The following is a 13788-nucleotide window of genomic DNA, read 5'->3' on the forward strand; positions in this document are numbered from 1 at the left end:
GTCGTGCGCCGGACGACTATGAGGGTGTGACGGAACCTCGGGTACGACCGGACCCGGCCTTCGCGCTGCTCGGGCTCTACGAGACCGCGCTGCCGGAGGTTTACGGGTACCTGCTGTCCCGCTGCGGCGACCGCACGCTCGCCGAGGAGCTGACGTCCGAGACGTTCCTCGGGGCGGTCGCCGCCTGTCGCAAGGAGTACGCACCTCCAGTGAGCACCGGGTGGCTGATCGGCGTCGCCCGGCACAAGCTCGCCGACCACTGGCGGCGCAAGGAACGTGAGGAACGCGGGCTGCGGCTGGTGCACGACAGTGAGCCGGACGTCGAGGACCCGTGGGACGAGCAGCTCGACGCGCTGCGCGCGAGACAGGTGCTCGAATCCCTCGGGTCGCACCACCGCGCGGCCCTGACCCTGCGGTACGTCGACGGCCTCGGCGTGCCCGAGGTCGCCGGCCACCTGGGACGCAGCGTGCACGCCACGGAGGCGTTGCTCGTGCGGGCCCGTGCCGCGTTCCGGCGCGTCTACGAGGAGAAGGAGGGTCGCGATGCTTGAGCCTTTCGACGCGCTTCGCCGGCCTTCCGAGCGGGTCGGTCCCGACCCGGACTTCGCCGCCGAACTGCGCGACAACCTGCGTCGCGTCATCTTGAACGGAGCCGATATGACGACCACTTCAGAGGCGCCGGCCACCGACGCCGAACTGCGCTCGCTGACGCCCTACCTCGCGGTGTCCGACGCGCGGGCCGCGCTCGACTTCTACGTCGACGTCTTCGGCGCGTCCCGCCGCGGCGAGCCGATCCTCATGGACGACGGCCGCATCGGGCACGCCGAGCTGGCCATCGGCGACGCCGTGCTGATGCTCGCCGAGGAGTACCCGGAGATCGGGCACGTCGCGCCGCAGACGGGCGGCGCGTCGGTGCGGGTGGAGGTGCCGGACGCGGACGTCAGCGTGAACCGGGCGCTGGAGCTGGGTGCGACGCTGATCCGCGCGGTCAGCGACTCGCCGTACGGCCGCGGCGGCTCGTTCCGCGACCCGTTCGGCCAGCGGTGGCTGGTCTCGCAGGCGTCGCCGAAGCCCGAGCCGCAGCCGAAGCAGGGCGAGTCGATGTACTTCACGTTCCAGGTCCCGGACGCCGAGCCCGCGAAGACGTTCTACGGCGCGGTCCTCGGCTGGCAGTTCTCCCCCGGCTCGACCGAAGGCGCCTGGGGCATCGAGGGCGACGGACGGCCGGGCGGCCTCTGGGGCGGCCCGGGCCGCCAGGTCGGCTGGAAGCTGATGTTCGCGGTGGACGACCTCGACGCGGCCCTCACCCGGGTAGGCGAACAGGGCGGTCAGGCGGGCGAGATCGAGAACCACCCGTACGGGCTCACCGCCGACTGCACCGACAACCAGGGCATCGAGTTCTGGCTCTGGCAGCAGCCGAGCTAACGGCCCGCGGCGTAGCCCTGCATTCCCCGGGCGTTGGCCGCCGCGCGCAGCAACTCGCCGTCTCGCGACACCGCGGCCAAGCGTCCCAGCGCCCAGTCGCCCGCGTCCACGATCTCGTGGCCGCGGGCGCGCAGCGCGTCCAGAGTGGACGCGCCCAGCCGGGACTCGACCACCAGCTCGCGCGGGTTCCACGAGCGGGGGTAGAACGAGCTGGGGAACGCCGTCGTGTGCCAGGCCGGGGCGTCGATCGACTCCTGGAGGTTCAGGCCGCCGTACACGTGGGCCAGCCAGAAGCACAGCTGCCACTGGTCCTGCTGGTCACCGCCCGGGGTGCCGAAAGCCAGCGTCGGGACGCCGTCGCGCAGGGCGAGAGACGGCGACAGCGTGATCCGGGGACGCTTGCGGGGCGCCAAGGAGTTCGGCAGGCCCTGCTCCAGCCAGAACATCTGCCCGCGCGAGTCGAGGCAGAAGCCCAGCGACGGGATCGTCGGGCTCGACTGCAGCCAGCCGCCCGACGGCGTCAGCGACACGAGGTTGCCCGCCGCGTCGACGACGTCGAGGTGGACCGTGTCGCCGCGGGTCTCTCCCTGGGGGCCGACCGTCGGCTCGCCCGTCGCGCCGCCTTCGGCCTTCACGCCCTGCAGCGAATCCAGGATCGCCGGGAGCCGGGCCGGCCCGCGGGCGTCGCCGGGACGAAGCTCCGCGGACGCCGTGTCGGTGATCAGGGCCCGCCGGGAATCCGTGTAGGACGCGGAAAGCAGCACGTCCAGGGGCACGTCGGTGTCGCCGTACCAGGCTTCACGGTCGGCGAAGGCCAGCTTCGCCGCCTCGGTCGCCAGGTGCACCGTGCGCTCCGACGGCACGCCGTCCACAAAGGACAGCTCGTCGCGGAAGCCGTGCATCAGCAGCGCCTGCTGCAGCAACGCCGGACCCTGCGTCCAGCCGCCCATCTTGACCAGGCGCCAGTCGCCGACGTCCGCTGAGGCCGGTTCCTCGTACGACGCCGACCACGACGCCAGGTCGTCACCGGTCAGCAGGCCCGCGTGGTCGCGACCGGAGTCGTCGCGGAACGCCTGCCGGCTGAACGCGTCGATCGCTTCGGCGACGAAACCCTGTGACCAGGCACGACGTCCCGCGTCGATCTGTGCTTCGCGCCCCGAGACGGACTCCGCTTCACGCAGGAGACGCTCCCAGGTGTCCGCCAAGACGGGGTTCCGGTGCAGGCCGGAAGCCGGCTTGCCGTCCGGCATCCACAGCGCCGCCGACGTCGGCCAGTGCTCGGTGAACAGCTGTGAGACGGCGCGGATCGTGTCGCCGACCCGCGACACCAGCGGGACGCCGTTGCGTGCGTAGCCGATCGCGTACGTCAGCACCTGGCGAAGCGACTTCGTGCCGTAGTCGCGAAGCAGCAGGAGCCAGCCGTCCCACGCGCCGGGGACGGTCGCCGGGAGCAGGCCGCTGCCCGGAATCAAATCGAGCCCCAGCGACGCGAAGTGCTCCGGCGTGGCCCCCGCGGGCGACGGGCCTTGACCGGCCAGCGCCCGCGGGGTCGGGTCGTCCGCCGTCACGAAGAGGCCGGGTACCTGGCCCGCCGGTCCGCAGAGGTGCGGCTCGGCGACCTGCAGGACGAACCCGGCGGCGACCGCCGCGTCGAACGCGTTGCCGCCGTCTTCCAGCACCGCCATCCCGGTGGCCGAAGCCAGCCAGTGCGTCGATGCCACCATCCCGAAGGTGCCGGCCAGCTCGGGCCTCGTCGTGAACATGCCCCGATAGTACGCATTGCTAAGGAACTTTTACCAGGACGTCGCCCGGCGCCGCTCCGGCTCGTACGGCTGCGTGATGATTTCCATCCCGTTGCCACCGGGATCGAGGAAATAGACCCCGCGGCCGCCGTGGTTGTGGTTGATTTCGCCGATTTGCTTCCCCATCGGATCGGCGTGGTACGTCACGCCCGTTTCGACGAGCCGCGCGAAGACGGCGTCGAAGTCGTCCTCCGGGACCAGGAAGCAGTAGTGCTGCAGGCGAAGGTCGTCTTCGGGGATGGTCGCGAAGTCCAGCCGGACGCCGTTGCGGACCTCGACGGGAATGAACGGACCCCATTCCTCCCCGACTTCGAGGCCGAGCAGGTTCGCCAGGAATTCGGCGGATTCCCGGTTGTTCCGGGACGGGACGATCAGGTGGTTCAATTCAACGGAAACGGATACTGACACGAGTGAAATGCCTCCGGGGCACTCCCGCCACCTCCATGCCTCACCCAGCCGGTGACCGACACGCGATGCCGTGCGGCCAGCCTAGCCAAGATCGACGCGTCAAGAAACCTTGATTCGCGCCGCCGCCCGCGGCCGCCCGACGCCCTGCCAGGACAGCCCCGCGTCGACGATCACCCGCGGGTCGAGCAGGTTGCGCGTGTCGACGACGTCGATGCCGTCCATGAGCTCGGCCATCGCCGCCCAGTCGAGGTGCTTGAACTCGGCCCATTCGGTCAGCACGACGACGGCGTCCGCGTCCTTCGCGACCTGGTAGGCGTCGTCGACCACGGTCATCCCGTCGATCCCGCCGTCGACGGCCGGGTCGTAGGCGGTCAGCTCGGCACCCAGCGCGCACAGCACCGACGACACGGCGAGCGCGGGCGAGTCGCGCAGGTCGTTGGTGCCCGCCTTGAACGCCAGGCCGAGCACGCCGATCCGCGCGCCGGCCAGCGTGCCGCCGACCGCGCCGGCGATCTTCGCGACGATCCGGTCGCGCTGGGCGATGTTCTCGTCGATGGCCGAGGTCAGCATCTTGAAGTCGTAGTTGACCGACTCGGCCACCTTGACCAGCGCACTCGTGTCCTTCGGCAGGCACGAGCCGCCCCAGCCGGGGCCGGGCTTGAGGAACGTCCGCCCGATCCGCCGGTCGTAGCCCATGCCCGCGGTGACCAGGTCGATGTCCGCGCCGAGCCGTTCGCAGAGCTCGGCGATGGAGTTGACGTACGAGAGCTTGAGCGCGAGGTAGCAGTTCGCGGCGTACTTCACGAGCTCGGCGCTCGCCGCGTCGGCGACGACGACCGGCGCGTCCAGCTCGGCGTAGAGGTCGCCGACCCACTGTGCGGCGGCGAAGTCGTCCGAGCCGACGACGATCCGGTCCGGGCCCAGGAAGTCCGCGACCGCGGTGCCCTCGCGGAGGAACTCGGGGTTCGACACCACCGGCACGTCCGCGCGGCCGAGCATCTCCTCGATCCGCTTCGACGTGCCGACCGGCACGGTCGACTTGGTGACGAGCGCGCAGCCGGCGGGCAGGACGTCGCCGATCTCGGCGGCCACCGCCTCGACCGCGCGCAGGTCCGCGGAGCCGCCCGCGCCCATCGGCGTCGGCACGCAGAGGAACACCGCTTCCGCGTCGCGGACCGCGTCACGCGCGCCGACGACGAACTGGAGGCGGCCGGTCGAGAGCCCGCGGGCGACCAGGTCGGTCAGCCCCGGTTCGAGGATGTCCACCCGGCCGGCGCTCAGCCGGGAGACCTTCGCGCGGTCGACGTCCACGCAGGTGACGGAATGCCCGAGGCTGGCCAGGCAAGCCCCCGTGGTCAAGCCGACGTAACCGGTACCTACCACCACGATCCGAGCTGGCGTCATGGTGCTGAAGGTGACAGCCGGAGTTGACCACGACGCTAACGGAACCGGTCGTACCCGATAGCGGTGAGCGAAGACACGAATCGCCCGTGCGAACGAGCGTTAACCTAGGTCCGGATCCAGAGCAGCAGTCCGAAGGGAACGGCAGATGCAGATCACCGACACCGCGGCGCTCGTCACCGGGGGCGCGTCCGGCCTCGGCGGAGCGACGGCGAAGGCCCTCGCGGCCAAGGGCGCGCGGGTGTTCGCGCTCGACCTGGCGCCGTCCATCGAGAAGGCCGAGCAGATCGACGGGATCACCTACGTCGAGGCCGACGTGACCGACGTCGAGCAGGTCGAGGCCGCCGTCGCGACCGCGGCGGGCTCGGGTGTGCCGCTGCGGACGGTGGTGAACTGCGCCGGCATCGGGCCGTCCGCGCGGATCCTGTCCAAGAAGGGCCGCCACGACCTCGCGCTGTACGCGAAGGTCATCCAGATCAACCTGATCGGCACCTTCAACGTGCTCACGGTCGCGTCCGAAGCGATCGCGAAGACCGAGCCGCTCGAGGACAACGCCCGCGGCGTCATCATCAACACCGCGTCGATCGCGGCCTTCGACGGCCAGATCGGGCAGGTCGCCTACTCGTCGTCCAAGGGCGGGGTCGTCGGCATGACGCTGCCCGCGGCCCGCGACCTGGCCTCGCACGGCATCCGCGTGCTGACCATCGCGCCGGGCATCGTCGACACCCCGATGCTCGCCACGGTCAGCGACGAGTTCCGCGCGACGCTCGCCGCCGGCATCCCGTTCCCGAAGCGCCTCGCGCGCCCGGACGAGTACGCCCAGCTCGCGCTGTCGCTCATCGACCACGACTACCTGAACGGCGAGGTCGTCCGCATGGACGGCTCGCTCCGGATGGCCCCGCGCTGACCCACCCGCCGGGGCGCGGCTCGTGCCCCGGCGGTCGCGGTCAGCGGGAGAGGCGGACCTCCAGGCCGATGCCGTCGGTGGTGACCGAGCAGCCGCCGAAAGCGCTCTCCGCGGCCAGCGCCTCGAACTGCTCCCGCGTGAACGCCCGCCGCCGCAGCCACCCGAGCGTCTGCCGCACGGTGAACCCGGCGACGGCGCCGACGTTCATCCCGGCCACCTCGCGGCCGATGTCCGCGCCGGTGGCCTCGTGGTTCAGGTCGTGGATCACCGCGAACCCACCCGGGCGCAGCACCCGGTGCATTTCGTTCAGCGCAGCCACCGGCTGCCGGAAGTTCTTGAACGCGGCTTGGCAGACCAGGAAGTCGAAGGACTCATCGGCGAACGGCGCGTGCGTGATGTCGCCTTGCCGGAAGTCGATCTCCAGGCCAGTGCCGTTTTCCCGCGCGATTTCGACCATAGTGTGGCTGATGTCGAGCCCGGTGACGCGGAAGCCGCGCTTCGCCAGCTCGATGGCGAAGAAGCCCGGCCCGGGCGCGACCTCCAGAATGTCGGCACCGTCCTTCAGCCCGGACGTGACCTCGGCGGCCTGCTTCCGGTACTGCGCGAGCTGCGGCTCGGTGCCGCGGTTCTTGGCGTACCAGCGGGCCTGGAAGCCCTCCATCTCGGGGACTCTGTGCTTGCGGGTGGTCTCCATCGGTTCCTACCTCTCCACGAACTCCCCCAGGTCGTCCGGGAATTCGCCGGTTTCGTGAAAGTGGCGCCAGGCATCGATGCCCGGTAGCGCGCCCGTGGTCAGTTCTTCGAGGAAGCCGCGCACCCAGCGCCCCTCGGCTTCCGTCATCGCGATGTCGTACTCGACCTCCACCAGGAACAGCCGCGGCATCAAGGGCCCTAGCTGTTCCAGGACCGCCCGCTGCGCCTCGACGTGGTCCTCGAACTCCGCCCGCCCGGCCGGGGTGATCCGGTAGACGGTCCGCTCGGGCCGCCCGCCGCAGCCCCCCGAAGCGGCGGATTTCGAGGTTTGCGACGACCTGTAGCGAACCGCGCTTGATCGGCATGCCGGCGTCCTGGCCGCGCCGCTCGAGTTCGGCAAGACAGACAGTACCGACAAGCTTCTCGGTCGGCAAGTGTCTTAGTCGGCGAACTACTCAGAGATCGAACATGTACGGGACTTCGGCCTGCGCCCGCTCGGTGATCCACTCCCGCAGCGCGTGCGTCGCCAGGACGTCGTCCTCGTTGTAGCGCAGCAGGCGCTCGCGCTGGGCGGCGTCGGGGTTCTCGCCGTCCATGCCGACCGCGTCGCGGTACCAGCGCATCGATGCCTCGCCGCCCGCCTCCGGGTCGCGCCAGGAGAACCCGGCCACCGGGGCGATCACCTTCAGGCCCTTGCCCTGGGAGCACAGGAACTGGTCGGTGACGCTGCGGAAGAGGTCGACCCACTCGTCGGAATCCACAAAGAACTGGATTTCCTTCTTCGTGGGGATGCCGAGGTGGTCGCCGAAGCGCTCGACCGAGCCGAAGAGCCAGCGGTTCTCGGCGAGCGCGTTGTAGCAGTAGGCGCGGAACGTCAGGCCGGCCGCTTCGGTGCGCTCGCGGACGTCGGTGAACCAGGCCCAGAACTCGGCGAAGGAGCGGGCTTCGTCGTCGGTCGGCAGCGGGTCCCACGTCGCGAAGGCGCGGTAGCCGGGCTCCAGCCCGATGTCGGCGCCGGTCAGCAGGCAGCCCCAGAGGTACGCGCCGGCGTCGCCGAAACTCTCCATGTCGACGTCGACCTCGACGTCGGCGCGCGGCACCTCGACGCGGTCGACGCGGCGCACCAGCGTCAGGTCGGCCAGCCAGGCGCGGGCGAGCACGACGGCGTCCGGGAACGTCACGCCCGTCCAGTTGACCTCGGGTGCCTCGCCCGCCGGGTCGAGTGCGGCCAGCTTGTCCACAGTGGACACGCCGGCGCGGCGCAGCTCCACCGCGTCCTCGCCGCGGACCACCAGGCTGACGTCGCGGGTCTCGGTGAGCACCACCTCGCACGTCGGCCACCACGGGCAGCGGCGGCACTCCAGCACGCGCGACGGCTCGGCCAGCGCCTCCTCGCCGTTCGCGGCCGCGCTGGCGATCGCGAGCCGGTCGGCGAAGCGGGCCTGGTACTCGGTGAGCGCGCTGCGCCCGCCCGGCCAGGTGCCCGCGGTGAGGTCGTGCCAGACGACGACGTCGGCGTCGAGGCCGATGACGCCGCCGAGGACGAGGCTCTCGTCGGCCTGCCCGAGCGTCTGCAGCATGCGGCGGATGTGCACGAGCCGGAGCTGGTCGCGCGGCTGCGAGCGGACCTTGCGGGTCTCGTCGGCGGCGCGGTGGGCCGGGTCGAGGTCGGTCGGCGCGGTGACGACGGCGCCGGTGCCGCGGTCGGTGATGCGGTGGCGCACGACGAGCACCGGCACGTAGCCGCGGCCGGTGCGCACGAGCAGGTCGATGCCGCCGCGCCGGTGCCCGGCCGGGTCGACCGGCAGCAGCGCACCCCAGATGTAGGGCGCTTTCTCGGCGAAGGCCTGCTCGGTCCGCTCGACGCGCTCGTGCGCCGGGAGGTCGCGGGCGATCTTCACCCAGTGGCCGGGGTTGGCGGCCATCAACCTGCTGACGATGTCCTCGCGGTGGGCGGTCGCGTCGTCGATCCGCTGCTGCGCCGTCGGGTCCGGCGGGGAAAGCGGTACCTCGCGCATCGCGGGGTCGTGCTCGAGGTGCACGCGCCGGCGGCAGCGGCTGACCGCTCCCGCGTCGAGTACCACCTCGCCCTTCATGGAGATCACTCTAGATTCCCACCGCCGAGCCGACATGCCCGCCACCCGGGCGACCAGTAAGTTCGACCTCGACACGTCGTTGGAGGTGCCATGGCGCGCAAGGCCAAGGTCGAGGGTGAAGCCAGGTTCACCCCCAAGAAGGCGAAGAACGCGGTCGCGGTGGCGAAGGTGCTCGGCCCCGTCGTGATCCCGGTCGTCGCGCCGTTCGCGGTGCGCGCGGCGGGCAGCGCCCGGGAGCTGTACGACCGCTACCAGGCGCGCAAGCTCGGCGTCGCGGTCGACCAGCTGGGTTCGTACACCGGTCGCGGCGCGGCGCTGCACGCCCGGATCGCGGGGGTGGCCGACGGCTGCCGGGACCTGGAGAAGTCGGACAAGGCGTCGGCGGCGGACAAGACGTTCGCGACCGACTCGCTCGGCACGCTGGAGCAGCTGTCGGCGTCGGTGCGGGCGGCGGAGCGGATGCCGGCGGCACGGCGCAAGGCCGTGCACCGCGCGGTGGCCGGCGAGCTGGAGCGGCTGGAAGGCAACCTGCTGCACCGGCTGGGCATCTGACCCGATCGGGTGGGCCGGGAGTAGTCTGCCGTCCGGGCCAGGGGGCCTTGGCGGCACACTTCATCCGGCGGATCACCACAGTGCAGGAGCAGGACCATGGAACTCGCGCACGACTTCGGCGCGGTCAAGGACGACGCCCTGCGCTTCCGCGAGGAGCTGCTGCTCCGGAAGGAGAAGCTGGCGCCGGACTTCGCCTGGTACCCCTACGACACCATGGCGAACGTCTTCCACCTGGACGCGTTGCTGTCGGGGCCGCGGCGGGAGATCTTCGCCGAGATCGCGGGCACGCCGGTCGCCGACATCGGCGCGGCGGACGGGGACTTCGGGTTCTACCTGGACCAGCGGCTCGGCTGCGCGGTCGACATCATCGACAACGCGCCCACCAACTTCAACGGGCTGCGTGGCGCGCGGCTGCTGACCGAGCACCTGGGGTCGACCGCGGCCGTCCACGAGATCGACCTGGACAGCCAGTTCACCCTGCCGCGCGAGCACTACGGCGCGGTGTTCTTCCTCGGGCTGCTCTACCACCTGAAGAACCCGTTCTACGTGCTGGAACAGCTCGCCCGCCGTGCCGAGCTCTGCTTCCTCTCGACGCGGATCGCGCAGGTCACGACCACCGGCACCCGGATCGCGGACGCGCCGGTCGCCTACCTGGTCAGCCCGGAAGAGACCAACAACGACGCCACGAACTTCTGGATCTTCTCCGAGGCCGGCCTGCGCCGGCTGCTGGAACGCGCGGGCTGGGAGGTGCTGGACTTCGTCACGGTCGGCTGCACCACCGACTCCGACCCGGCTTCCCCGGACCGCGACGAGCGCGCGTTCACGTTGCTGCGAAGCAAGGTGAAGTGAACGCGCGCTCGTAAGGCGGACCGGGCTACTTCACGAAGCCCTTCGAGACCATCCAGGCGTGGGCCACCTTGCCCGGGTCCTGGCCGTCGACGTCGACCTGCTTGCACAGCTGGACCATCTGCTCGTTGTCGAGCGCCCCGCCGATCTTCTCCAGCGGGCCGCGGATGTCCGGGTGTGCCTTGAGGAACTCCGTGCGCAGCGTCGGGACCGCGTTGTACTGCGGGAACGCCTTCTTGTCGTCCTCGAGCACCCGCAGGTTGAGCCCGGAGATCCGGCCGTCGGTGGTGAAGACCTCGCCGACCGGGCACGTGCCGCTCGCGACCGCCGAGTAGATCGTGCCGATGCCGAAGTTCTCGATCTTCGGGCTCTGGAAGCCGTAGGCCTTCACCGCCGCCGGGAACCCGTCCTGGCGGCTGGTGAACTCCGTCTCCAGGCAGAACACGTTCTGGTCCGGCTTCTGCTTGAGGAACGCCGCGAGGTCGGACGTCGTCTTCAGGTTGTTCTTCGCGCCGTACTCCTCGGTGACGGCGAACGCGTACTGGTCGTTGAGCGGCGAGTAGTTCAGCCAGCTGACGCCGAACTTCTCTTCGTCGGCCTTGGCCGTCGCCTCGTACTGGGCCTTCTCGCCACCGGGCACCGGGAGCTCGTTGCCCTGGTAGTTGATCCAGCCGGTGCCGGTGTACTCCCAGGTGACGTCGGTCTGCCCGGACAGCAGCGCCTGCCGCGACGAGTTGGACCCCTTGATGTCCGACAGGTCGACGACGTCCGCGCCCGCCGCGGACAGCGCCATCTCGGACAGGTACGCCAGGATGATGTTCTCGGTGAAGTCCTTGGACCCCACCGTCACCTTCAGGCCCTGCAGCGACGGGATCGGCTGGATCGAGCCCGGCTGGATGTCGTACGGCACGGCCTGGTTGACCGTCAGCCCGCACGCGGAGAGCGTCGCGCCCAGCACGGCCGCGCCGAGGACTGCCGTAATGCGCCGGAGTTTCATCGCAGCCCCTTCGGTCCGAAGAACTGTTCGGCGACCGCGCCCAGCCAGTCCACCAGCAGCGCCAGCGCGACGGCCAGCACCGAGCCGGTCACCAGCACCGAGGTCAGGTTCAGCTTGTAGCCCGTGTCGATCAGCAGCCCGAACCCGCCGGCGTTGACGAACATGCCGAACGTCGCCGTGCCCACCGCCAGGACGAGCGAGGTGCGCAGGCCGGCCAGGATCAGCGGAACGGCCAGCGGCAGCTCGACCCGCCACAGCACCGCGGTCGCCGACATCCCGATGCCGCGGCCGGCGTCGATCAGCGACTCGTCGACCTGCTGGATGCCGACCATCGTGTTCCGCAGCACCGGCAGCAGCGAGTAGAAGGCCAGCGGCAGCGCCGCCACCCACAGCCCGCCGACCGAGCCGGTGACGATGAACCAGAGGACCAGGACGCCGAGCGCGGGCGCGGCCTGGCCGATGTTCGCGATCGCCAGGAAGATCGGCGCCAGGAAACGCGCCCACGGCCGTGTCACGATCACGCCGAGCGGAACGGCGACCAGCACGACGATCGCGGTCACCACGAGCGTCATCAGCACGTGGTCCCACAGCGCCGTGAACAGCGAAGACGCGTTGAGCGTCTCCTTCTCGGTCGCGTTCAACCCGCTGGAGAACACCCAGATCAGCGTGACGGCGACGATCACCAGCACCACGACGGGCTGCGCGAACAGCCGGACGCGTTCCGCGCGCTTGGAGCCGGACTCGGTGCTGAAACCGGTATCGACGGCAGCCGTCATGCGGACACCTCCTCACCGTTCGTGTGGTCCTCGCGCAGCTGCTGGATGGTCGCGATCACGGTGTCCAGCTGGATGGTGCCCGCGTACTCGCCGCGCGCGCCGGTCACCGGCACCGAGCCACCCTCGGCGAGCATCGCCTCGAGCGCGTCCTGCAGCGTCGACTGCAGGCTGACGACGTCCCGCAGCGGTTTGCCCGCGGTGGCCAGCGACGCCCCCGCGCTCAGGTCGCGCAGGTGCACCCAGCGCGTCGGGCGGCGGCGCGCGTCCAGGACCAGCGCGAAGTGCTTGCGCTGGTCTTCGAGCTTCTTGCGGACCTCGGCCGGGTCGTCGTCGACCGACGCGGTCAGCGCGTCCTGCGCCAGCTCGACGTCGCGGACCCGCAGCAGCGTCAGCTGCTTCAGCGAGGCACCCGCGCCGACGAAGCCGGCGACCGTGTCGTTGGCCGGGTTGGCCAGGATCGCCTCGGGCGTGTCGTACTGCATGATCGACGACTGGTTGCCGAGCACCGCGATCTTGTCGCCGAGCTTCACGGCCTCGTCGAAGTCGTGCGTGACGAACACGATCGTCTTCTTCAGCTCGCTCTGCAGCCGCAGCAGCTCGTCCTGCAGGTTGCCGCGGGTGATCGGGTCGACCGCGCCGAACGGCTCGTCCATCAGCAGCACCGGCGGGTCCGCCGCGAGCGCCCTGGCGACGCCGACGCGCTGCTGCTGGCCGCCGGAGAGCTGGCGCGGGAAGCGGTCGCGGAAGTCGCCCGCGTCCAGCCCGACCAGGTCCATCATCTCCTCGACCCGGTCGTTGACCTTCTTCTTGTCCCAGCCGAGCAGGCCCGGCACGACGCCGATGTTCTGCGCGACGGTGAAGTGCGGGAACAGGCCGGCCTGCTGGATCGCGTAGCCGATCCGGCGGCGCAGGGTGTCGACGTCGAGGCCGAGCGCGTCCTCGCCACCGATGGTGATCTTGCCGGAGGTCGGCTGGACCAGCCGGTTGATCATCCGCATCGTCGTGGTCTTGCCACAGCCGGACGGGCCGACGAAGACCACGATCTTGCCGGCGGGCACGACCATGGAGAAGTCTTCCACCGCCGCTTCGCGGGTGCCGGGGTACCGCTTGGTCACGTGCTCCAGCTCGATCTCGACGCCGGAGACTTCCTCGTTCTCAGCCACGGACACCCCTAGAAATGGTGAAGCGCTTGATCAGGACGTAGATGCCGTCGAGGAGCAGGGCGAGGATGACGACCCCGACCGTCCCGGTGACGGCTTGGTTCAGGGAGTTCGTGCTCCCCGCGTTCGTCAGCCCGGAGAAGACCTCGGCACCGAAGCCGGGACCCTTCGCGTAGGCGGCGATCACGGCGATGCCCATCAGCATCTGGGTGGCCACCCGCATGCCGGTGAGGATCGCCGGCCAGGCCAGCCGCAGCTCGACCCGGGTGAGCACGCCGAAGCGGCTCATCCCGATGCCGCGCGCGGCATCGGTGATCGCCGGGTCGACGCCGTCGAGCCCGACGATGGTGTTCCGGACGATCGGGAGGAGGCCGTAGAGCACCAGCGCGATCACGGCCGTCGTCGGACCGAGCCCCGAGATCGGGATCAGCAGGCCCAGGAGGGCGAACGACGGGACCGTCAGGATCGTGCTCGCCAGCGCCGTGGCCACCGCCGAACCGATCGGGCTGCGGTAGACCGCCACCCCGATCAGCACGCCGAGGACCGCCGCGAGGATCGTGCACTGCACCACCATGCTGGTGTGCAGGTAAGCCTCCAGCCAGAGCTTGCTCGCCCGGTCGGAGATGTAGTCGAAGAGGTTCATCCGTGTCCGCTCTCCCGCCTTTGCGCAGGCCTTCACCCGATCGGGCTAGTTCCTGACCGACGGCTCAGTACCCAGCGCGACG

The 13788-nt window shown here is 70.5% G+C and carries 15 protein-coding genes; 5 read left to right on the forward strand and 10 right to left on the reverse strand.

The genetic code is table 11. From position 1 onward, the window contains the following. Nucleotides 1–26: 26 nt before the first annotated feature. Together ACZ7OU_RS05765 and ACZ7OU_RS05770 are read left to right on the forward strand one after the other, a co-directional pair. Nucleotides 27–551: an RNA polymerase sigma factor gene (locus tag ACZ7OU_RS05765; protein ID WP_470240015.1), complete on the forward strand. Its 525-nt coding sequence runs from the start codon at nucleotides 27–29 to the stop codon at nucleotides 549–551. Next, nucleotides 544–1425 (forward strand): VOC family protein, encoded by an 882-nt coding sequence (locus tag ACZ7OU_RS05770; protein WP_470240016.1) that lies wholly within the window; start codon nucleotides 544–546, stop codon nucleotides 1423–1425. Before ACZ7OU_RS05765 ends, ACZ7OU_RS05770 begins: the two co-directional genes overlap by 8 nt. Here ACZ7OU_RS05770 and ACZ7OU_RS05775 read toward each other — a convergent pair. From ACZ7OU_RS05775 to ACZ7OU_RS05785, 3 genes are all read right to left on the reverse strand, one after another. Further along, on the reverse strand, nucleotides 1422–3188 hold the full coding sequence (locus tag ACZ7OU_RS05775; protein ID WP_470254361.1) for a gamma-glutamyltransferase family protein: 1767 nt from the start codon (nucleotides 3186–3188) through the stop codon (nucleotides 1422–1424). The genes ACZ7OU_RS05770 and ACZ7OU_RS05775 overlap by 4 nt on opposite strands. Before the next feature lie 30 nt (nucleotides 3189–3218). Next, nucleotides 3219–3611, reverse strand: coding sequence for a VOC family protein (locus ACZ7OU_RS05780; protein WP_470240018.1), 393 nt, complete (start codon nucleotides 3609–3611; stop codon nucleotides 3219–3221). Nucleotides 3612–3734: 123 nt separating this feature from the next. After that, nucleotides 3735–5039, reverse strand: a complete 1305-nt coding sequence (locus tag ACZ7OU_RS05785) for a UDP-glucose dehydrogenase family protein (protein WP_470240019.1) — start codon at nucleotides 5037–5039, stop codon at nucleotides 3735–3737. Between the two features lie 145 nt (nucleotides 5040–5184). Here ACZ7OU_RS05785 and ACZ7OU_RS05790 point away from each other — a divergent pair, with 145 nt between their 5' ends. Then, entirely contained in the window at nucleotides 5185–5943 is a 759-nt protein-coding gene (locus tag ACZ7OU_RS05790) for an SDR family NAD(P)-dependent oxidoreductase (RefSeq protein ID WP_470240020.1), read from the forward strand. A gap of 40 nt (nucleotides 5944–5983) precedes the next feature. Here ACZ7OU_RS05790 and ACZ7OU_RS05795 read toward each other — a convergent pair whose 3' ends face one another. From ACZ7OU_RS05795 to ACZ7OU_RS05805, 3 genes are read right to left on the reverse strand one after another with little or no spacing between them, the layout of a single operon-like run. After that, on the reverse strand, nucleotides 5984–6637 hold the full coding sequence (locus ACZ7OU_RS05795) for a class I SAM-dependent methyltransferase (RefSeq protein ID WP_470254362.1): 654 nt from the start codon (nucleotides 6635–6637) through the stop codon (nucleotides 5984–5986). 6 nt (nucleotides 6638–6643) lie between these two features. After that, nucleotides 6644–7036 (reverse strand): hypothetical protein, encoded by a 393-nt coding sequence (locus ACZ7OU_RS05800; protein WP_470254363.1) that lies wholly within the window; start codon nucleotides 7034–7036, stop codon nucleotides 6644–6646. Nucleotides 7037–7091: 55 nt separating this feature from the next. Continuing rightward, complete coding sequence (locus tag ACZ7OU_RS05805; RefSeq protein WP_470254364.1) at nucleotides 7092–8732, reverse strand: TM0106 family RecB-like putative nuclease; 1641 nt, start codon at nucleotides 8730–8732, stop codon at nucleotides 7092–7094. Nucleotides 8733–8822: 90 nt separating this feature from the next. Between ACZ7OU_RS05805 and ACZ7OU_RS05810 the strand changes: the two genes are divergently transcribed. Beyond that, on the forward strand, nucleotides 8823–9284 hold the full coding sequence (locus ACZ7OU_RS05810; RefSeq protein ID WP_470254365.1) for a DUF6474 family protein: 462 nt from the start codon (nucleotides 8823–8825) through the stop codon (nucleotides 9282–9284). A 96-nt stretch (nucleotides 9285–9380) separates the two neighbouring features. Then, the gene (locus ACZ7OU_RS05815; protein ID WP_470254366.1) at nucleotides 9381–10133 is read left to right on the forward strand and encodes a class I SAM-dependent methyltransferase; all 753 of its coding nucleotides are present in this window, start codon (nucleotides 9381–9383) and stop codon (nucleotides 10131–10133) included. A 25-nt stretch (nucleotides 10134–10158) separates the two neighbouring features. Here the strand turns inward: ACZ7OU_RS05815 and ACZ7OU_RS05820 are convergent, their stop codons facing one another. From ACZ7OU_RS05820 to ACZ7OU_RS05835, 4 genes are read right to left on the reverse strand one after another with little or no spacing between them, the layout of a single operon-like run. Beyond that, nucleotides 10159–11127 (reverse strand): glycine betaine ABC transporter substrate-binding protein, encoded by a 969-nt coding sequence (locus ACZ7OU_RS05820; RefSeq protein WP_470254367.1) that lies wholly within the window; start codon nucleotides 11125–11127, stop codon nucleotides 10159–10161. Further along, on the reverse strand, nucleotides 11124–11903 hold the full coding sequence (locus tag ACZ7OU_RS05825) for an ABC transporter permease (protein ID WP_470254368.1): 780 nt from the start codon (nucleotides 11901–11903) through the stop codon (nucleotides 11124–11126). Before ACZ7OU_RS05825 ends, ACZ7OU_RS05820 begins: the two co-directional genes overlap by 4 nt. Continuing rightward, nucleotides 11900–13066, reverse strand: a complete 1167-nt coding sequence (locus ACZ7OU_RS05830) for an ABC transporter ATP-binding protein (RefSeq protein ID WP_470254369.1) — start codon at nucleotides 13064–13066, stop codon at nucleotides 11900–11902. The genes ACZ7OU_RS05825 and ACZ7OU_RS05830 overlap by 4 nt, the downstream gene beginning before the upstream one ends. Next, on the reverse strand, nucleotides 13059–13706 hold the full coding sequence (locus tag ACZ7OU_RS05835; RefSeq protein ID WP_284743350.1) for an ABC transporter permease: 648 nt from the start codon (nucleotides 13704–13706) through the stop codon (nucleotides 13059–13061). The genes ACZ7OU_RS05830 and ACZ7OU_RS05835 overlap by 8 nt, the downstream gene beginning before the upstream one ends. Nucleotides 13707–13788: the final 82 nt, after the last annotated feature.

The organism is Amycolatopsis sp. NPDC114505, from assembly GCF_055633615.1.

Excerpts from the sequence above, each read along its gene's own strand:
- ACZ7OU_RS05795 (WP_470254362.1), bottom strand. The coding sequence starts at position 6,637 with ATGGAGACCACCCGCAAGCACAGAGTCCCCGAGATGGAGGGCTTCCAG.
- ACZ7OU_RS05835 (WP_284743350.1), bottom strand. The coding sequence starts at position 13,706 with ATGAACCTCTTCGACTACATCTCCGACCGGGCGAGCAAGCTCTGGCTG.
- ACZ7OU_RS05820 (WP_470254367.1), bottom strand. The coding sequence starts at position 11,127 with ATGAAACTCCGGCGCATTACGGCAGTCCTCGGCGCGGCCGTGCTGGGC.
- ACZ7OU_RS05815 (WP_470254366.1), top strand. The coding sequence starts at position 9,381 with ATGGAACTCGCGCACGACTTCGGCGCGGTCAAGGACGACGCCCTGCGC.
- ACZ7OU_RS05775 (WP_470254361.1), bottom strand. The coding sequence starts at position 3,188 with ATGTTCACGACGAGGCCCGAGCTGGCCGGCACCTTCGGGATGGTGGCA.
- ACZ7OU_RS05805 (WP_470254364.1), bottom strand. The coding sequence starts at position 8,732 with ATGAAGGGCGAGGTGGTACTCGACGCGGGAGCGGTCAGCCGCTGCCGC.
- ACZ7OU_RS05790 (WP_470240020.1), top strand. The coding sequence starts at position 5,185 with ATGCAGATCACCGACACCGCGGCGCTCGTCACCGGGGGCGCGTCCGGC.
- ACZ7OU_RS05810 (WP_470254365.1), top strand. The coding sequence starts at position 8,823 with ATGGCGCGCAAGGCCAAGGTCGAGGGTGAAGCCAGGTTCACCCCCAAG.
- ACZ7OU_RS05825 (WP_470254368.1), bottom strand. The coding sequence starts at position 11,903 with ATGACGGCTGCCGTCGATACCGGTTTCAGCACCGAGTCCGGCTCCAAG.
- ACZ7OU_RS05770 (WP_470240016.1), top strand. The coding sequence starts at position 544 with ATGCTTGAGCCTTTCGACGCGCTTCGCCGGCCTTCCGAGCGGGTCGGT.
- ACZ7OU_RS05785 (WP_470240019.1), bottom strand. The coding sequence starts at position 5,039 with ATGACGCCAGCTCGGATCGTGGTGGTAGGTACCGGTTACGTCGGCTTG.